Source organism: Streptomyces sp. NPDC047014, assembly GCF_040644195.1.
Lineage (GTDB): Bacteria > Actinomycetota > Actinomycetes > Streptomycetales > Streptomycetaceae > Streptomyces.
On the sequence record NZ_JBEYVX010000017.1, the window covers coordinates 91,270 to 106,540 of the forward strand.

General features: G+C 73.3%; 17 protein-coding genes and 1 pseudogene. 10 read left to right on the plus strand and 8 right to left on the minus strand.

Features of this window, described 5'->3' with window-relative positions; genetic code table 11:
• Positions 1-2 precede the first annotated feature (2 nt).
• From ABZ873_RS13455 to ABZ873_RS13470, 4 genes are all read right to left on the minus strand, one after another.
• Entirely contained in the window at positions 3-455 is a 453-nt protein-coding gene (locus ABZ873_RS13455; protein ID WP_360869839.1) for a hypothetical protein, read from the minus strand.
• A gap of 45 nt (positions 456-500) precedes the next feature.
• Positions 501-1,439, minus strand: coding sequence for an alpha/beta hydrolase (locus ABZ873_RS13460; RefSeq protein ID WP_360869842.1), 939 nt, complete (start codon positions 1,437-1,439; stop codon positions 501-503).
• Positions 1,436-2,029 (minus strand): WHG domain-containing protein, encoded by a 594-nt coding sequence (locus ABZ873_RS13465; RefSeq protein WP_360869845.1) that lies wholly within the window; start codon positions 2,027-2,029, stop codon positions 1,436-1,438. The genes ABZ873_RS13460 and ABZ873_RS13465 overlap by 4 nt, the downstream gene beginning before the upstream one ends.
• Positions 2,030-2,728: 699 nt before the next feature.
• Positions 2,729-3,091 carry a hypothetical protein gene (locus ABZ873_RS13470; protein ID WP_360869848.1) on the minus strand — a complete coding sequence of 121 codons (363 nt, stop codon included), beginning with the start codon at positions 3,089-3,091 and terminating at the stop codon, positions 2,729-2,731.
• A 148-nt stretch (positions 3,092-3,239) separates the two neighbouring features.
• On the opposite strand from ABZ873_RS13470, the gene ABZ873_RS13475 reads away from it, so the two are divergent.
• Both ABZ873_RS13475 and ABZ873_RS13480 read left to right on the plus strand, forming a co-directional pair.
• Positions 3,240-3,914: a DUF5701 family protein gene (locus ABZ873_RS13475; RefSeq protein ID WP_360869851.1), complete on the plus strand. Its 675-nt coding sequence runs from the start codon at positions 3,240-3,242 to the stop codon at positions 3,912-3,914.
• Between the two features lie 248 nt (positions 3,915-4,162).
• Positions 4,163-4,384 carry a helix-turn-helix transcriptional regulator gene (locus ABZ873_RS13480; protein WP_360869853.1) on the plus strand — a complete coding sequence of 74 codons (222 nt, stop codon included), beginning with the start codon at positions 4,163-4,165 and terminating at the stop codon, positions 4,382-4,384.
• Positions 4,385-4,430: 46 nt separating this feature from the next.
• On the opposite strand, the gene ABZ873_RS13485 is transcribed toward ABZ873_RS13480, so the two are convergent.
• Positions 4,431-5,306, minus strand: a complete 876-nt coding sequence (locus tag ABZ873_RS13485; RefSeq protein WP_360869855.1) for an AraC family transcriptional regulator — start codon at positions 5,304-5,306, stop codon at positions 4,431-4,433.
• Positions 5,307-5,525: 219 nt separating this feature from the next.
• On the opposite strand from ABZ873_RS13485, the gene ABZ873_RS13490 reads away from it, so the two are divergent.
• The 4 genes from ABZ873_RS13490 (at position 5,526) to ABZ873_RS13505 (ending at position 8,861) form a co-directional block, all read left to right on the plus strand.
• On the plus strand, positions 5,526-6,290 hold the full coding sequence (locus ABZ873_RS13490; RefSeq protein WP_360869858.1) for an SDR family oxidoreductase: 765 nt from the start codon (positions 5,526-5,528) through the stop codon (positions 6,288-6,290).
• Between the two features lie 113 nt (positions 6,291-6,403).
• Positions 6,404-6,943: a hypothetical protein gene (locus tag ABZ873_RS13495; protein ID WP_360869861.1), complete on the plus strand. Its 540-nt coding sequence runs from the start codon at positions 6,404-6,406 to the stop codon at positions 6,941-6,943.
• A 161-nt stretch (positions 6,944-7,104) separates the two neighbouring features.
• Positions 7,105-8,169, plus strand: coding sequence for a histidine kinase (locus tag ABZ873_RS13500; RefSeq protein ID WP_360869887.1), 1,065 nt, complete (start codon positions 7,105-7,107; stop codon positions 8,167-8,169).
• Positions 8,166-8,861, plus strand: a complete 696-nt coding sequence (locus ABZ873_RS13505; RefSeq protein WP_360869864.1) for a response regulator transcription factor — start codon at positions 8,166-8,168, stop codon at positions 8,859-8,861. Before ABZ873_RS13500 ends, ABZ873_RS13505 begins: the two co-directional genes overlap by 4 nt.
• 53 nt (positions 8,862-8,914) lie before the next feature.
• Here the strand turns inward: ABZ873_RS13505 and ABZ873_RS13510 are convergent, their stop codons facing one another.
• Together ABZ873_RS13510 and ABZ873_RS13515 are read right to left on the minus strand one after the other, a co-directional pair.
• Positions 8,915-9,910, minus strand: coding sequence for an SDR family NAD(P)-dependent oxidoreductase (locus ABZ873_RS13510; protein ID WP_360869866.1), 996 nt, complete (start codon positions 9,908-9,910; stop codon positions 8,915-8,917).
• Positions 9,907-11,109 (minus strand): UDP-N-acetylglucosamine--N-acetylmuramyl-(pentapeptide) pyrophosphoryl-undecaprenol N-acetylglucosamine transferase, encoded by a 1,203-nt coding sequence (locus tag ABZ873_RS13515; protein WP_360869869.1) that lies wholly within the window; start codon positions 11,107-11,109, stop codon positions 9,907-9,909. Before ABZ873_RS13515 ends, ABZ873_RS13510 begins: the two co-directional genes overlap by 4 nt.
• Before the next feature lie 74 nt (positions 11,110-11,183).
• On the opposite strand from ABZ873_RS13515, the gene ABZ873_RS13520 reads away from it, so the two are divergent.
• The 3 genes and pseudogenes from ABZ873_RS13520 to ABZ873_RS13530 form a co-directional block, all read left to right on the plus strand.
• On the plus strand, positions 11,184-11,948 hold the full coding sequence (locus ABZ873_RS13520) for a response regulator transcription factor (RefSeq protein WP_360869872.1): 765 nt from the start codon (positions 11,184-11,186) through the stop codon (positions 11,946-11,948).
• Positions 11,945-13,333, plus strand: coding sequence for an ATP-binding protein (locus tag ABZ873_RS13525; protein WP_360869875.1), 1,389 nt, complete (start codon positions 11,945-11,947; stop codon positions 13,331-13,333). Before ABZ873_RS13520 ends, ABZ873_RS13525 begins: the two co-directional genes overlap by 4 nt.
• A 180-nt stretch (positions 13,334-13,513) precedes the next feature.
• Positions 13,514-14,233: pseudogene (locus tag ABZ873_RS13530) on the plus strand (ornithine decarboxylase); the annotation flags it as partial.
• Positions 14,234-14,235: 2 nt separating this feature from the next.
• Here ABZ873_RS13530 and ABZ873_RS13535 read toward each other — a convergent pair.
• Positions 14,236-14,754: a hypothetical protein gene (locus tag ABZ873_RS13535; protein WP_360869878.1), complete on the minus strand. Its 519-nt coding sequence runs from the start codon at positions 14,752-14,754 to the stop codon at positions 14,236-14,238.
• Between the two features lie 266 nt (positions 14,755-15,020).
• Here ABZ873_RS13535 and ABZ873_RS13540 point away from each other — a divergent pair.
• Positions 15,021-15,271: SRPBCC family protein (locus ABZ873_RS13540; protein WP_360869881.1), on the plus strand; the 251-nt coding region annotated here is incomplete at its 3' end.

Consider the following 15,271-nt stretch of genomic DNA (forward strand, 5'->3'; position numbering starts at 1 on the left):
CCTCACCGGCCCCCGGTGCTGCCGCCGGTGGCGGGGGTGTCCTTGTACTGGTCGTTCATACGGGCGAACTCGGCGCGCAGCGCCTCGTCGTTCGCGACCTGGCCCTTGCCCGCCTGGACCATCGGCCCCTGGAGCGCGCCGCATTTGCCGGACAGGCCGTCGAGGTACGTCTTCCAGGACTGGTAGAGCTCGCGCTGCGCGGCGGCGCTCTCCACGCCGGTGAGGGTGGCGCCCTTCTGGCCCGTCTCGAACTCGGTCTGGGCCTTCTTGATCCCCGAGACCAGCTGGCCGACGTCGTTGCTGGCGTTGTTCCACACCACTTGGTCGGACTTGAGGTCCTCGCCGCCTCCGCCTCCCCCGCCGTCGGGGGCGGCGGAGGCGAGGCGCATCTGCGCCGCGGCCGCCGTCCCCTCCTTGAGACCGGCCCATTCCGCGTCGAAGGAAGTGCTGCTCATCGGGCCCCCGTAACAATCTGCGAATGCAATGATCAGAAGCTCATCCTACGAGCCGGACGGACCGCTCCCGCCTCCGGCCCGGGGAATCCTCTGCCCCGCCCCGGCCCGGAGTGGTTCCTGGAGTGTTTCCTGGAGGAATTCACCGAACTGTGCGGGGTGCGTGGTAAGGCCGGTGTGCCCGCCGGGGAACTGCCGCAGTTCCGTGCCGAGCCGTTTGGCCAGCAAGGCGGCCGGGCGGTGGAGCAGTTCGCCGCGCGAGTCCTGCCCGGCGGCGAGGACGAGCCGGTCCGACAACTCCCGCAGCCGGTGGAGGTCCGGGGCGTAGGACATGAAGCTCGGCACGATGCGCCCGACGAAGAGCGGCAGATTGCCCGTCGTCCGCCGGATCCGCTCCACCGCCTGTGGCGGAAGCTGGGGTTCCGGCCGCGGGCCGGCGCTCTCGTCGGCCTGCTTCACACCCTCGGCGAACACGGCCATGGCCGGCATCAGCCCCTCGGTCTCGAACGTCGCCCGTACGCGCCCGATGAGCGCGCGGTGTTCGAGGGCGTCGGGCAGCACCTCCACCAGCGGCGGCTCGTGCGCCACGAGGAGTTCGACGCGCTCGGGGCGGGTGGCGAGCAGGTGCAGACCCGCGATCGCGCCCGAGCTGGAACCGAAGACGCGCGCGGGCTCCCCGGGCGACAGCGCCTCCAGGAGGCGGAAGGCGTCGTCTGCGTGCTCGGAGACCCGCTGCTCGGCCTCGGGATCCTCCAGGGTGCTGCGTGACATGCCGCGCGGGTCGTAGGTCGCGACGGTGTAGTGGGCGGCCAGGCCGTCGGCGATGTCGTCGAAGGAGGCCGCGCCGCCCGTCCCGCCGGGGATGAGCAGCAGGAGCGGGCCCCGGCCGCGTACTTCGTAGTGCAGGGTCGCGCCGTTCACGCGCAGGCTGCCGGGGGTCGGAGCGGTCGGTGCGGTCGGAGCGGTCGGTGCGGTCGGTGCGGTCATGCGGGGACTCCTTCTCGGGCCGGAGGCCAGTGCTCCAGCAGGGCGTGGAGGGCGTCGAGGGCGCGGACCCAGGACTGCTGCGGCGAGCGCTCGTGCGCGAATCCGCCCGCGGCCTCCAGGGCGACGAAGCCGTGGAAGGTGCTGCGGAGCAGCCGGACCGCGTCGGTGAGGTCGGGCTCGGCCAGGCCGTAGCCGCGCAGCATGGCGTAGGTCAGCTCGACGGCGCGGCGCGGCCCGGGGGCTTGCGCGGCGAGGTCGGGGTCGATCCGGATCCGGGACTGTGTGGCCGCGTAGCGCCCGGGGTGCGCGTGGGCGTACTCCCGCCAGGCGTCGGCGTAGGCGACCAGCGCCTCCTTGCCGGCCCGCCCGGAGGTCGCCTCCGCGATGCGGATGGTCTTCTCGTCCGCCGCGAGCAGGGCGATCCGGCCGCGCAGATCCTCCAGGTTGCGGACGTGGGCGTAGAGGCTCGCGTCCTTCACCCCGAGCCGCCGCGCGACCAGGGCCATGGTCACCTTGTCGAGCCCGACCTCGTCGGCCAGCTCGGCGCCTGCGACGGTCACTCGCTCGGTGGTCAGCCCTGCTCGCGCCATGCGCCCTCCCATTTCCTAGGAGTCCTAGTTCTAAACTAGGGCTCCTAGGAAGGCAAGCGGGTTTGCGGACAGAGGGGCCTGCCGTTCGCGGTCTGCGTGCGGAGCGTGGCCGCGAGGTGGGCGGCGGCCCACCTTGGCCGACGGCGCCGGGCCGCCGACCGGGCTGCCCGCAGCCAGCTTGCGGTCATGCCCTTGCGCTACCCGGCCTTCGGCGCCGCCCGCCGCGATCTGGGGCGCCGGGCATGCCGCAGCGAGGGGGCGGTTCGCCCACGCGTGAGGTGGCAGCGGTCCTGCTGCTGACTTGGGCCAGCCGGGGGCGTATCTCCCGCCGGGCCGCTGTCCCTGCGGGAGCCGGGCCGCTCAGCAGGCTCCGGTGCGGCCAGGGCCCCACCGCCCAGCAGCCGCAGGCCGACGCCCCCACGAAACGGGTCCGCCGTATCCCCATCACGGGCGGCTGCTCTCCCGGCACAGGCCGCGTCACGGCACGGCGTGAGGTCTAGGCCGTCTCTTCCGGATCTTGTTGGGCCCGCGTTGTCCGGTGCCGTGCATCGCAAGGCGGAGGGGCTCCCGTGTACTGGACGCACTCGGGTGCCCCGACAACCTGGGGGTCCCCCCGGACGGAGTCTGGGGGATGAGGTGCGGTGCCGGGCAGCGCGGGCCCGGCAAGATCCGGAAGAGACGGCCTAGGGCCGCCTGCGGTCAGGGGCCGAGTACGGAGATCCCCCAGACGGCCAGGCCGACCGGCACCACGACGGCCACCGCCCCGAGGGCGATCGCGGCCCGCGCCCGGCCGCGCCCCGCCTCCGGGACGCGCCGCAGGTCGCGCAGGGCGCCGAAGCCGGCGACCACCGCGCAGATGCCCACCGGCACGACCAGGTAGAGCGGGAAGAAGCGCACCCCCGGCGGAAAGCTCTCCGGCAGCCAGGGGCATGCACCCATGGCCACCGCCAGGATCCCCAGCAGCAGCGCGAGCGCTCCCGTACGCGGTGCCCGCGCGGGCACCTTGAGGTCCGGCTCGGCGTACAGGTCGGACTCGGCGGGCGGCACGGCAGAACTCTCCATGCCGGTCAGTGAACCCTCCCCGCCCAGCGGCCCGCATCCGCGTTCGTACTCAGGTGCCGCCGCAGATGCGGGTGGCGGTACGGGAACATCCCCGCGCTCCCCCGCGTTGATCACCCGCCTGGCCCGCACCGTGAACCGAGGAGCGCCCTTGCCCGAGACCGAGACCGCGACCACCACCGTGCCCTCTCTGCCCGCGCTCGCCGACCAGGCGGAACGCCTCATCGAGCTCGGCGTGCACGAGCTCGCCGGAGTATCCGCCGCGGAGCTGCGGGCTTTCGCCGCCGGGGGCGAAGGGGGCGGTGACGTGCTGCTCGCCGTCCATCCCGATCGCGTCCCCGCCTCCACCCTCGCTCCCCTGCTGCGCCGCGAGGGCAGGCCCGGGTTCGTCGTCGTGGACATGCCCGACGTCGACCGCTTCACCCCACAGACCGATACGCTGCCGGACGGGCCGCTGTACCTCCTCACCGGCGTCGACCGCGGCGACCACATGGCGAACTGGAGCCCCGAAGAGGCCCTGCCCGCGCTCAGCGCGCAGGACCGCACCCCGCTGCTGCTCACCGAGGGCATCCACTGGCTGCTCCAGCAGCCGGACGTCCTGGAGCGCAATCACTGCTTCATGACCATCGGCTCGCGGCTCCGCAAGGACAACGGCGCCCTGGACGCCCGCACCCCCGCGATCTGGATCAGCAACGGCACCGGCCGCGACGGCAAGGAGCGCCGGGGCGCCCCGAAGGTCGGCTGGTGCTGGTGGGGCAACCGCCACACCTGGCTGGGCTTCGCCTCCGCCGCCACGCGCGGCCCCGCCGCGGCACCCACACCGTAGCCACCACTCCCGCCACAACCGCAGGCCCCTGGCACGCGCAGCTCCGGCTCCGTGCGCCAGGGGCCTGCGGCGCTTTCCCGCCTCGCCCCCGTCGTCTGTCACACGCCTGTGACAGACGACGGACACCCCCGCGAAGTCCCGCGGCCAAGCTCTTAATAACCACCCAAAAGGGACATTCCCCCGGATGTTCCTACTGCTTCCGAGGACGTGAGCAGTGATGACCCACCCGATACGTCGGAGGACATCCCATGAGTCTCGCCCTCGCCACCGCGTCCGCCCAGGTCACCCTGGCCCCCCGGGAGCAGGAGACGCTCCGCCACATCGCGGCGGGCCTCACCTACCTCCAGACCGCCCGCTCCATGGGCCTCTCGAAGCACACCGTCGACGCCTACCTGCGCCGCATCCGCGCCAAGCTCGACGCGCACACCACCGCCGACCTGATCCGCCACGCCATCGCCCTCAACCTCTGACCGCCCCACTCCCCCGCGCCACGCCGGCGCAGCGAGCGAAGCTGCCTCAGCCGTCGGCCGGCCTCCGTACCGCATCCGCGCGCAGTACGCCCGGCGTCAGCCCCGTGGCCCGGCGCAGCACGCGCGTCAGGTGGCTCTGGTCGGCGAAGCCGTGTGCCACCGCGATATCGGCGATGGCGTCGTCCGTGTGGAGCAGGGCGTTCTGGGCCCGCTCGACCCGCTGCCGCAGCACGTACTGGTGCGGGCTCTCCCCCAGCGAGGCCCGGAACTGGCGGTTCAGGTGCGCGGCGCTGATCCCGGCGACGGCGGACAGCTCGGCGAGGGTGATGCGCCGGCCGAGGTTCAGATGGATGTAGTCCCGCAGCTCCGCGAGCCGACGCGCGGGCATACCGCCACCCCTCGGGCGCGGACCGCCCGCACCGGCACAGCGCCGCAGTACGAGCGCGGCGGCCGTCTGCACCAGGGACTCCGTGTACAGCGAGTCGACCGGGCCCGGAGCCTCGTACTCCGCGACCAGGCGTTGCACGAGCAGGGTCAGCAGCGGGTCGGTGAAGTGGAAGTCCGGCGCGAGCTCCAGCTCACCGCGCACCCGGACCCCGCTGCCCTGGGCCTGCTCGTCGAGCCAGCGCGGGTCCATGGAGAGCAGCATCAGCTCGACGTCGTCCTCCCAGCGGGGCAGAGAGGCGTAGCCCGCGGGATTGACCAGGGCTTCCCCGGAGTGGAAGCGGGCCCGGCGGGCCGTCCCGTCCGCGTTCCAGGACAGGCGCGCGGAGGCGCCGGTGTGCACCACGAGTACGTGCGTGCCCGGGGTGCCGAGCCGGTCCGCGGGGCGCTCCACCGTGCGTTCGACCACGGCGTGCCGCATGTCCTGGGCGCTGCTGCTGAGACAGCGCAGACCTGGTTTGACGTAGGAACCGACCACGCTTGTGATTCTGCCCGGCGCCCGTCGCCCTTGCGAGCGAAGTCACCGTACGCGCGCGGATGGCTCCGGCGGGTTACGTTGCTGGGGCGATGCGCGGATCGTCCAACGCGCCCGCACGGATCGTCCTAGAAGCCGCCCGCGGCCGCATCGCATGCTGCCGGAAGGCGCCGGCCGCCGGAAGGCGCGTGCGCCGTTCCCTTCCCCTCCAAGGAGACAGTCATGGTGAACACCCCGGACAGGACTCTCGCCGGCAAGGTCGCTTTTGTCGGCGGCGCCTCCCGCAACCTCGGCGGCCTGATCAGCACCACCCTCGGCGCCGAGGGCGCGAAGGTCGCCGTCCACTACAACAGCGACTCCTCGCGCGCCAAGGCCGAGGACGTCGCCGCGCAGATCAACACCGGCCCCGGCGAAGCCTTCATCCTGCAGGCCGACCTCACCCGGGTCGCGGAGGTGGAACGCGCCTTCGACGAGGTCCTCTCCCGCTACGGCCGGCTGGACTACAGCGTCAACACCGCCGGCATGGTGCTGAAGAAGCCCCTCACCGAGATCACCGAGGAGGAGTACGACCGCATGTTCGCGGTCAACTCCAAGGCCGCGTTCTTCGTGATGCGCGAGGCCGCCCGCCGCATCGAGGACGGAGGAAAGATCATCACCATCGTCACCTCCCTCCTCGCCGCCTACACGGGCCTCTACTCCTCCTACGCCGGCAGCAAGGCCCCGGTCGAGCACTTCACGCGCGCCCTGTCCAAGGAGCTCTTCGGCCGCAACATCTCCGTCAACACCATCGCCCCCGGCCCCATGGACACCTCGTTCTTCTACCCCGCCGAGGACGACGACTCCGTCGCCTACCACAAGTCCTCCGCCATGAACGGGGACCTCACCAAGATCGAGGACATCGCCCCCTGGATCCGCCACCTCCTCACGGACGGCTGGTGGGCCAACGGCCAGACCCTCTTCCTCAACGGCGGCTACACCACCCGCTGAACGACCCCTCGCCCGAAAAGGGAGGGACCCGCCGAGCGGGACCGGGTGATCTCCACCCCCGTCTCCACCCCTGGGTGCAGGCGTTCCGTGCCTGGTCACAGCAGGCTTGGGGCATGGACATCACCGCCTGGATCACCGACATCGCCCTCATCCTGATCGTCTTCCGCCAGCTGCGCGAAGGCCCCCTCGGACCCCGGTCCTACCTGCTGCCCCTCGGCATCGTCACCGTCGTCGGATTCAGCTACCTCGACACCGTCCCCACCGGCGGCAACGACCTCGTGCTCATCGGCGCCCTCGTCGGCGTCGGCGCGGCCCTCGGGATCGCCGGTGGCGTGTTCACCCGTATGCGGCGCTCCGAGGGGCAGATCCTGATCAAGGCCGGGGCGGTCTCCGCGGCCCTGTGGGTGCTCGGTATGGGGGCCCGGCTCGGCTTCGAGGTGTGGGTCGACCACGGCGGCGCCGAGGCCGTCGCGCGGTTCAGCATGGATCACCGGATCACGACCTCCGACGCCTGGGTGGCCGCGCTGGTCCTGATGGCGCTGACCGAGGTCGTGACGCGGCTGGCCACCATCTACGTCCGCAGCCGCAGGGTGCCCGGCGCCGCGCTGCCCGGCACCGCCCCGAAGCCCGTGGCCGTCGGCGGGGCGAGCTGATCATGGGTTATGGTCGCGCCATGCCAGAACCGGACGCGGTAGGGACCGCGGGAACAGCCGCGCGTCCCCCCGTACATCCGGCGGCCGGGGGCCGCGGTACGCGGACCCAGTGGGTGGTCACCGTCGTCGTGACCGCCGTGGGCATCGCGACCATCCGTCCGATGGGGCTCAGCGGCCAAGGGCTCCTCGTCGCCCTGCTCTTCGTCCTCAACTGCGCGGTGCTGGCCTTCCGGGTGGTGCCCGAGGACCGGCTGCCCGCACGCCTCCTGCAGCACCGGTTCCGGCTGGTCTGGCCGGCCCTCGGGATCCTCGCGGCGGCGGCCCTGATCGCCGCCGCGGACTCCGGTTCCTCGTACCTCTTCGCCTTCTTCCTCGTCGCCCTCATCGGCAGCCGCCTCGACACCCGCCCCGCGCTCGCCCTCGCCGCGCTCAGCAGCCTGCTCTGCGCGGCCGCCCTCCTGCTGCGGGCCGAACCCGACGAGCGGACCGCGGCCCTGCTGCTCGGCCTCGCCACCGGCGCCGCGGTCCTGGCCGGTATGGCGGGCCGCAGCCGCGCCGAGGCCACCCGGGCCGCGATCGAAGCCGCGGAGTCCGCCGGGAAGGCGGCGCGCGCGGAGGCCCGTACGGCCGTGCTCGCGGAGCGCACCCGTATCGCCCGGGACGTGCACGACGTCCTCGCCCACTCGCTGGCCGGGATCAACATGCAGCTGGAACTGGTCGACGCGCTCATCGACACCGGTGACCTGGACAAGGTCAGGGCGGCCAACGCCAAGGCCCACGACCTGGTCCGCGAGAGCCTGAAACAGGCCCAGTGGACCGTGCACTCCCTGCGCGAGGACTCCCTTCCGCTGCTGGAAAGCCTGACGGCCATGCTGGAGTCCTCGGGCCACCGCGACGCCCTCACCGTCGAGGGCGAGGCCGGCACGCTGCCCGTCCGGGTGACCCAGGGGCTGCTACGGGTCGCCCAGGAGGCCCTGACCAACGCCGCCCGGTATGCCCCGGGGGCCTCCGTGGCCGTCCGGCTGGACTGTGCCGGCGAGCAGACCGTCCTGACCGTCACCAACGGCCCGCCCACCCGGCCGGTCGCGGCGGCCCCCGGCAGTGGGCTGGGGCTGATCGGCATGCGCGAGCGCATCGCGCTCCTGGGCGGAACCGTCGCCACCGGCCCCCTGCTGGAGGGGCCGCACCGGGGCGGCTGGCAGGTACGGGCGGAGGTACCCCGATGAACGAACCGACCGAGGGGACGCGGCCCGTCAGGGTCGTCGTCGCCGACGACCAGGCCGCCGTACGCGAACCCCTCGCGGCCGTCCTGGAACTCCTGCCGGACCTGGAGGTCGTCGCGGCGGCCGCCGACGGGCACGAGGTGCTGGCCGCCGTCGCCGCGGGCCCCGTGGACGTGGTCCTGATGGACCTGCGGATGCCCGGCATGGACGGCACCGAGGCCACCCGCCGGCTGAGCGCGGAGCATCCCGAGGTCGCGGTGGTGGTGCTGACCACCTTCGCGGACGACGACTCGGTGATGGCCGCGCTGACCGCCGGGGCCCGCGGCTACCTCACGAAGAACGCGGGCCGCCAGGACATCGCGCGGGCCATCCGCGCCGCCGCGGCGGGCCAGTCGGTGCTGGACCGCGAGGTCCAGGCCCGGCTGCTGGCGGCTGCCCGGGCCCCGCGCACGGCGGCGGCCCCGGCCCCCGAGGAGGAGCCGCCGCGGGCGCAGGCCCTGCCGGCCGATCTCACCCAGCGGGAGCGCGAGGTGCTGTCGCTGATCGGGCAGGGGCTGCCCAACCGGGCGATCGCGGAACGGCTGTTCATCAGCGAGGCCACCGTGAAGACCCACATCAACAACCTGTTCGCGAAGGCGGGCCTCCGCGACCGCGTGGAAGCGGCCCGTCTCGCCATAGCGGCGGGCCTGGCCTGACCGCGCGGGACAGGACCACGCAGAACAGGACAACGCGGTAGCCGCGGCATCCCTCAGACCGCGTACCGCTCCGGCGCGAACAGCGCCGGATTCGCCGCGATCCACTCCGAGGTCCGGCGCAGGCCCTCCTCCAGCCCCACCCGGGGCCGCCAGCCGGCCCATTCACGGGCCCGGGAGTTGTCCGACAGCAGCCGCTGCACTTCGCTGCCCGCCGGGCGGAGCCGCGTCGGGTCCACCACCACCTCCGCCTCCCGGCCGGAGGCCGTGATCAGGGCGCGGGCCAGCTCCCCGACCGAGATCTCCTCACCCGTGCCGAGGTTGACCACCTCGCCCACCGCCCGCTCGCACTCCGCCACCGCGAGGAAGCCCTCCGCGGTGTCCGTGACGTACGTGAAGTCGCGCGTCGGCGTGAGCGAGCCCAGGCGGATCTCCCGGGATCCGGCGTGCAGTTGGGCCAGGATCGTCGGGATGACCGCGCGGGCCGACTGGCGCGGCCCGTAGGTGTTGAAGGGGCGCACCACCGTCACCGGGAGTTCGAAGGCGTGGTGGAAGGAGAGCGCCATCATGTCGGCGCCGATCTTCGAGGCGGAGTACGGGGACTGCGGCTGGAGCGGGTGGCTCTCGGAGATCGGGGCGGTCAGCGCGGTTCCGTAGACCTCGCTGGTGGAGGTGTGCACGAGGCGGCGGACGGCGTGCCTCCGGCATGCCTCCGCGATGTTCTGCGTACCGGTGACGTTGGTCTGGACGTACGCGCCCGGCGAGTCGTAGCTGTACGGGATGCCGATCAGCGCCGCGAGGTGCAGGACGGTGTCGCAGCCCGCCACCGCGTCGCTGACCCGGCCCGCGTCGCGGACGTCGCCCGCCCACATCTCCACCGGGCCGTCCGGGTCGGCGAGGTAGCGGGCCAGGTTCCCCTTCTCGGCGTACGGCTTGTAGTGGACGAAGGCGCGGACGCGGGCGCCGCGCGCCACGAGCAGGTCGACCACGGTGGAGCCGATGAAGCCCTCCGCTCCGGTGACGAGGACGGTGCGGTCGGTCCAGCTGTTCATATGCGCTCCAGGCGAGGGGTGGGACGGGTGGTCGGGGTGACACCGGCGACGCGGAGGACCTGCGCGGCCAGCAGTTCGGCGGCCCGCGCGTGCGGCCCGGGGTCGGCGGCGCCGGCCATGGCGGCGAGCCGGGCGGGGTCGGCCAGCAGCGGTCCGATGAGACCGGCGAGGCGTTCGGCGGTGGTCTCGGCGTCGGGCAGCAGCAGTCCGGCGCCCGCGTCGGACAGCACCCGCGCGTTGTGGGTCTGGTGGTCGCCGGGGGCGTAGGGGTAGGGCACGAGGACCGCCGGTACCCCGGTCGCGGCCAGTTCCGCGACGGTGGCGGAGCCCGCGCGGCACACCACGAGGTCGGCCGCCGCGTAGACGAGGTCCATGCGGTCCAGGTAGGGCAGGGCCCGCGCGATCCGCCCGCCGCCGGAGGCCGCCAGGTCGGCCACGGTGTCGGGCAGCGCGGCGGGACCGGTCTTGACGAGGAGCTGTACGTCGTCCCGGTACTGCCAGAGGCCGGCCAGCGCGGCGGCCGCCCGGGTGAGGCGTACGGCGCCCAGGCTGCCGCCGTTGAAGACGATCAGGCGGCGCCCCGCGGGCACACCGAGCGCGCGCCGGGCCTCGGCGCGCAGCGCGGCCCGGTCCGGTCCGGGCAGCTCGGCGAGGCCGGACAAGGCCGCGGAGATCGGCATTCCGGTGGTGAGCGCCCGGTCGCCGCCGGCCAGGTGGGGGCGGCTGCGGTCGAAGGCCACCGCGATGTGCGGGGTGAGCCGGGCCGCGAACTGGTTGGCGCGGCCGGGGACGGCGTTCGACTCGTGGATCACGGCGGGCAGCCCGGCCAGCCGGGCCCCGAGCACGGCGGGCGCGCTCGGGTAGCCGCCCATGCCCACGACGACGTGCGCTCCCTGCGCCCGGATCACCGCGCGCGCCTGGTGCGCGGAGCGCAGCAGCGCCGCGGGCAGCAAGTAGCGTTTCGCGCCCAGTGCGGGATCGAAGGGGATCATGTCGACGGTGTGGAGGCGGTGGCCCGCGCCGGGGATCAGCTCGGTCTCCAGGCCCCGCTCGGTCCCGATGAACGAGACCACGGCGGTGGGCACGGCGGCGCGCAGCGCCTCCGCGAGGGCGAGACCGGGATAGATGTGCCCGCCGGTGCCGCCCGCACCGATCACGACGGAGAGTGCCGCGGACGTGTGGGGTGTGGTGGTGGTCATGTGCGGCACACTCCCGGTGCGCCCTAAGAACGTTCTAAGAGGTTCTCTCAGAAGCCTTTGGCAGGCTTTGTCCCATGAGCTCCAGGAACAGCGGCGGCATGAGCGGTACGGACGGCACGGGTGACGGCGGTGACCCCGGCGGCGGGGGCGGCGCGGACCGGCGGCGCATCCTCGTCGTGGACGACGAGCCCGAGGTGCGGGCGGCCGTCGAGGACGGGCTCGCGGTCGAGGGGTACGAGGTGCGGGGCGCCCCGGACGGGCTCGCGGCGCTCTCGCAGATCGCCGCCTGGGAGCCCGACGCGGTCGTGCTCGACGTGATGATGCCGGTGCTGGACGGGCTCGGCGTGTGCCGGCAGCTCCGCGCGCTGGGCGACCGTACGCCCGTGCTCGTCCTGACCGCGCTGGACTCCGTCAGCGAGCGGGTCGACGGGCTGGAGGCGGGCGCGGACGACTACCTCGTCAAGCCCTTCGCCCTGGACGAGCTGGTCGCGCGCGTGCGCGCGCTGCTGCGCCGGGCCGCGCCCGGACCGGCGGGCGCGGTCCCGCTCGGCTTCGCGGACCTCGTGCTCGATCCCGCGACCCGGACCGGGCGCCGGGGTGCGCGCCCGCTGGAGTTCAGCCGCACGGAAGCGGCTCTGCTGGAGCTGCTGCTGCGCCATCCCCGGCAGGTGCTCCCCCGCGAGCTGATCCTGGAGCTGGTGTGGGGGCGGGACTTCGGGCCGGACTCCAACTCCCTCGCGGTGTACGTCGGTTACCTGCGCCGGAAGCTGGAGGCCGCGGGCGAGCCCCGGCTGGTGCACACGGTCCACGGGGTCGGCTACCGGCTGGACGCGGCGTGAGCGGCGGCCGCCGGCGGCTCGGCAGGGTCTGGCGACGGCGCGGCCCGCTGCGGACCAGGCTGGCGCTGTCGGTCACCGCCGCGGTGGCGCTCGTAGCACTGGGGGTGTGCGGGGCGGCGTTCCTGGTGGTCCGGTCCGCGCTGTACGAGCAGCTGGACCTCAGCCTCACCCAGTCGGCGCGGCTCGCGGCGCAGCGCAATCCGGGGGCCGCGCCCGGCACCCTGGCGGGCGAGTGCCGGTTCCTGGCGGCTCCGGCGTGCGCGGAGGTGGTGTCCGCCGACCCGGCGAAGGACCCGGGGACGCCGGGGCTGCTGCCGGTGGCTCCGGCCGCGCGGGAGGTGGCGGCGGGCGAGCGGGCGCCGTACTACACGAACATCACGGTGGCCGGGCATCCCGCCCGGATGCTCACCACCGACTACGCGAAGGGGCGCGCGCTGCAGGTCGCGCTGCGCTCGGACACCGTGCAGGACGGGATCGCGGAGGCCACGGGATGGCTGGTCCTGACGGCGGCGACCGGTGTACTGCTGGCCGCCCTCCTCGGCTACGGGGTCTCGCGTACGGGTCTGGCACCGGTGGCCCGGCTCACCGCGACCGCCGAGCGGATCGCCGCGACCCGTGACGCCCGGCACCGCATCGAACTGCCGCCTCCGGGGCGGGAGGACGAGATCACGCGGCTGGCAACGAGCTTCAACACCATGCTGGGCGAGCTGGAGCAGTCCGTCACCGCGCAGCGCCGCCTGGTCGCGGACGCCTCGCACGAACTGCGCACCCCGCTCACGGCGTTGCGTACGAATGCCGAGCTGCTGGCGCGGGCCGACCGGCTCACTCCGGAGCAGCGTGGGCGGGCCACGGTTGCGCTGGGCCGGCAGCTGCGGGAGGTGACGGGGCTGGTCAACGACCTGATCGAGCTCGCGCGGGACGAGGAGCCGCAGCCGCTGGTGGAGCAGGTACGGCTGGACGCGCTGGTGGAGCACTGCGTACAGGCGGCGCGCACGCACTGGCCGGCCGTGCCCTTCCATGTACGGGTGCCGGCGGAGCCCGTGGTGGTGGCGGGGGTGCCGGCACGGCTCAGCCGGCTGGTGGGCAATCTGCTGGACAACGCGGCGAAGTTCAGCGGGAGCGGCGGCCTGCCCGTGGAGGTGGAACTGGCGGCGGACGTGCCGGGCCGGGGGCCGGAGTTGACCGTGCGGGACCACGGTCCGGGGATCGCGCGGGAGGATCTTCCGTACGTCTTCGACCGCTTCTACCGGGCCGGGGCGGCGCGCGCCCTGCCGGGCTCGGGGCTGGGTCTGGCCATGGCCCGTCAGATCGCGCGGGCACACGCGGCCGAGCTGACGGCGGAGGCGGCCCCGGGCGGGGGCGCGCTGTTCCGGCTGACGTTCTGAGCACGGGCGGCGGGCCTGCGGCCGGGGGCTTCACCGGTGGCGTTCGTGGAGGAAGTCCTCGATCACGTGGAGCCCGCCGGCGGGGTGGATCTCGTCGTGGACGTGCTTGCCGACGGCGAGGCTCCGGCATCCGTCCGCAGCTGCTCGACACGGCGTACGTGGACGAGGTCGTGCCCGTCTGTCCTGTGCGGCATCCAGCCGGTCTGGGTCGACCCGCAGTGGGACGCCGAGCGGCACCTCGCCCACCCGCCCACGGCGGAAGCCTTCGAGGCGGCCTTCGCGGCGCATCCCGACGCCCGCGGGGGCGGACGTATGCGTGACCTCCGTGCACAAGATGGGCTCCGGCCTGGAGCAGAGCTCGGTCATCCACCTGCAGGGCGACCTCGTCGCGCCCGAGGTCCTCAAGAGCCGGGAGGACCTCCTCGGCACCACCAGCCCTCGGTCCTCGTCTACGCGGCCCTCGACGGCTGGCGCCGCCAGATGGTCGAGCACGGTCGCGCCCTCTACGACGACGCGCTCGCCCTCGCCGAGCGGGTGCGCACCAGGATCTCCGCCATCGACGGCATGCGGGTCCACGGCGGCGAGGACTTCTGCGGCCCCGGCAAGGCCAACGACATGGCCCCCTCCAGATCATCGTCGACATCAGCGACCGGCAGGTCACCGGCTACCGTGCGGCGGACTGGCTGCGCGAGCACCACTGCATCAAATCTCCACCTCGCCGACCACCGCCGCATCAGCGCCCAGCTGACCCACGCCGACGACGCCAAGAGCGCGGGCACCCTGCTGACCGCGCTGGAGGACCTCGCCGCACACGCCCGTGGCATGCGCACCGGCCAGCCCGTGGAGGTTCCCGCTCCGTCCGGCGTGTGCCTCGAACAGGCAGAGCTGCCCCGCGACGCCGCTCACAGGGTCTGGTGGTAGCGGACGTTCGGGCCGGGACGATAGCGCCCCAGACCGGTGGGGCTGTGGCTTCCCTGGGCGAGGGTGAGCAGGAACTCCGTGACGGGCCCTGGGGCCTCGTGCCAGTCTCCGTCCTCTGTTTCGACCACCACTCGCCAGTCGGCCGGGTCCGGTTCCTCGGGAAGGAAGTAGTAGACGGGGCCGCCCTCGACCCCGCCCCACTCGATCAGTCCGCCCGGATCGGGGTGGAAGGGAAAGGGGTACCGGCCCGGATCGGTGAGGTGCAGGCCGCACTTTCCACCCGCCGAGGGCCAGAGCCGTTCCAGCTCGTCCGCCGTGCCGTCGACTGGCCGGTCCATGTGGAGGAAGCCGTCAAAGGCACCAGGCCCGTACAGGTCGAGGAACGCTTTGTAGTCGGTGGGCAGACTGATGCCGAGGTGCCTCTCGGCGGCGTCCCAGAGACGCGGGCGCGCCCAGCCCCAGCAATTCGGCTCGCCAAGCAGTTTCTTGAGCTCTTCCAAGGCGTCTGCCGTCTGTTCTCCCGGGTGGCTATACGGGCAGGGTAGTGAGCAACCCTCGCACGCGAGTACGACAGAGCTGGTGGTTGCCCTGGTACCGGTGCCCAAAGCGGGGAGAGCCTGACCCAAGCGGTCGGCGCTCACGTCCTGGCCGCTGCGTCTGTTCGGGGGCATCGGGCGGAAGATCGCGGGCACAGGGGCGGGCAGGGGAAGGGATTTCCCGCACGGCCGGGCACAGGGCCTCGCCGGCGCAGAGGAAGGGTGCCAGCATGTCGCAGGTCGAAGAGTCCGTCGAGGTCGACGTTCCGGTGCGCACGGTCTACAACCAGTGGACGCAGTTCGAGTCGTTCCCGCACTTCATGGACGGTGTGGAGCGCATCGAGCAGCGCACCGACACCATGACGCACTGGGTGGCGAAGATCGGCGGCGTGACCAAGGAGTTCGAGGCGGAGATCACCGAGCAGATCCCCGACGAGCGGGTCGCCTGGACGACGCTGGGCGGCGAGGTGAAGCAGGCCGG

Coding starts and splice junctions, on each gene's coding strand:
- ABZ873_RS13460 (WP_360869842.1), bottom strand. CDS start 1,439: ATGACCGCACCGACCGCACCGACCGCTCCGACCGCACCGACCGCTCCG.
- ABZ873_RS13465 (WP_360869845.1), bottom strand. CDS start 2,029: ATGGCGCGAGCAGGGCTGACCACCGAGCGAGTGACCGTCGCAGGCGCC.
- ABZ873_RS13495 (WP_360869861.1), top strand. CDS start 6,404: ATGGACATCACCGCCTGGATCACCGACATCGCCCTCATCCTGATCGTC.
- ABZ873_RS13500 (WP_360869887.1), top strand. CDS start 7,105: ATGGGGCTCAGCGGCCAAGGGCTCCTCGTCGCCCTGCTCTTCGTCCTC.
- ABZ873_RS13520 (WP_360869872.1), top strand. CDS start 11,184: ATGAGCTCCAGGAACAGCGGCGGCATGAGCGGTACGGACGGCACGGGT.
- ABZ873_RS13490 (WP_360869858.1), top strand. CDS start 5,526: ATGGTGAACACCCCGGACAGGACTCTCGCCGGCAAGGTCGCTTTTGTC.
- ABZ873_RS13515 (WP_360869869.1), bottom strand. CDS start 11,109: ATGACCACCACCACACCCCACACGTCCGCGGCACTCTCCGTCGTGATC.
- ABZ873_RS13505 (WP_360869864.1), top strand. CDS start 8,166: ATGAACGAACCGACCGAGGGGACGCGGCCCGTCAGGGTCGTCGTCGCC.
- ABZ873_RS13480 (WP_360869853.1), top strand. CDS start 4,163: ATGAGTCTCGCCCTCGCCACCGCGTCCGCCCAGGTCACCCTGGCCCCC.
- ABZ873_RS13510 (WP_360869866.1), bottom strand. CDS start 9,910: ATGAACAGCTGGACCGACCGCACCGTCCTCGTCACCGGAGCGGAGGGC.
- ABZ873_RS13470 (WP_360869848.1), bottom strand. CDS start 3,091: ATGGAGAGTTCTGCCGTGCCGCCCGCCGAGTCCGACCTGTACGCCGAG.
- ABZ873_RS13455 (WP_360869839.1), bottom strand. CDS start 455: ATGAGCAGCACTTCCTTCGACGCGGAATGGGCCGGTCTCAAGGAGGGG.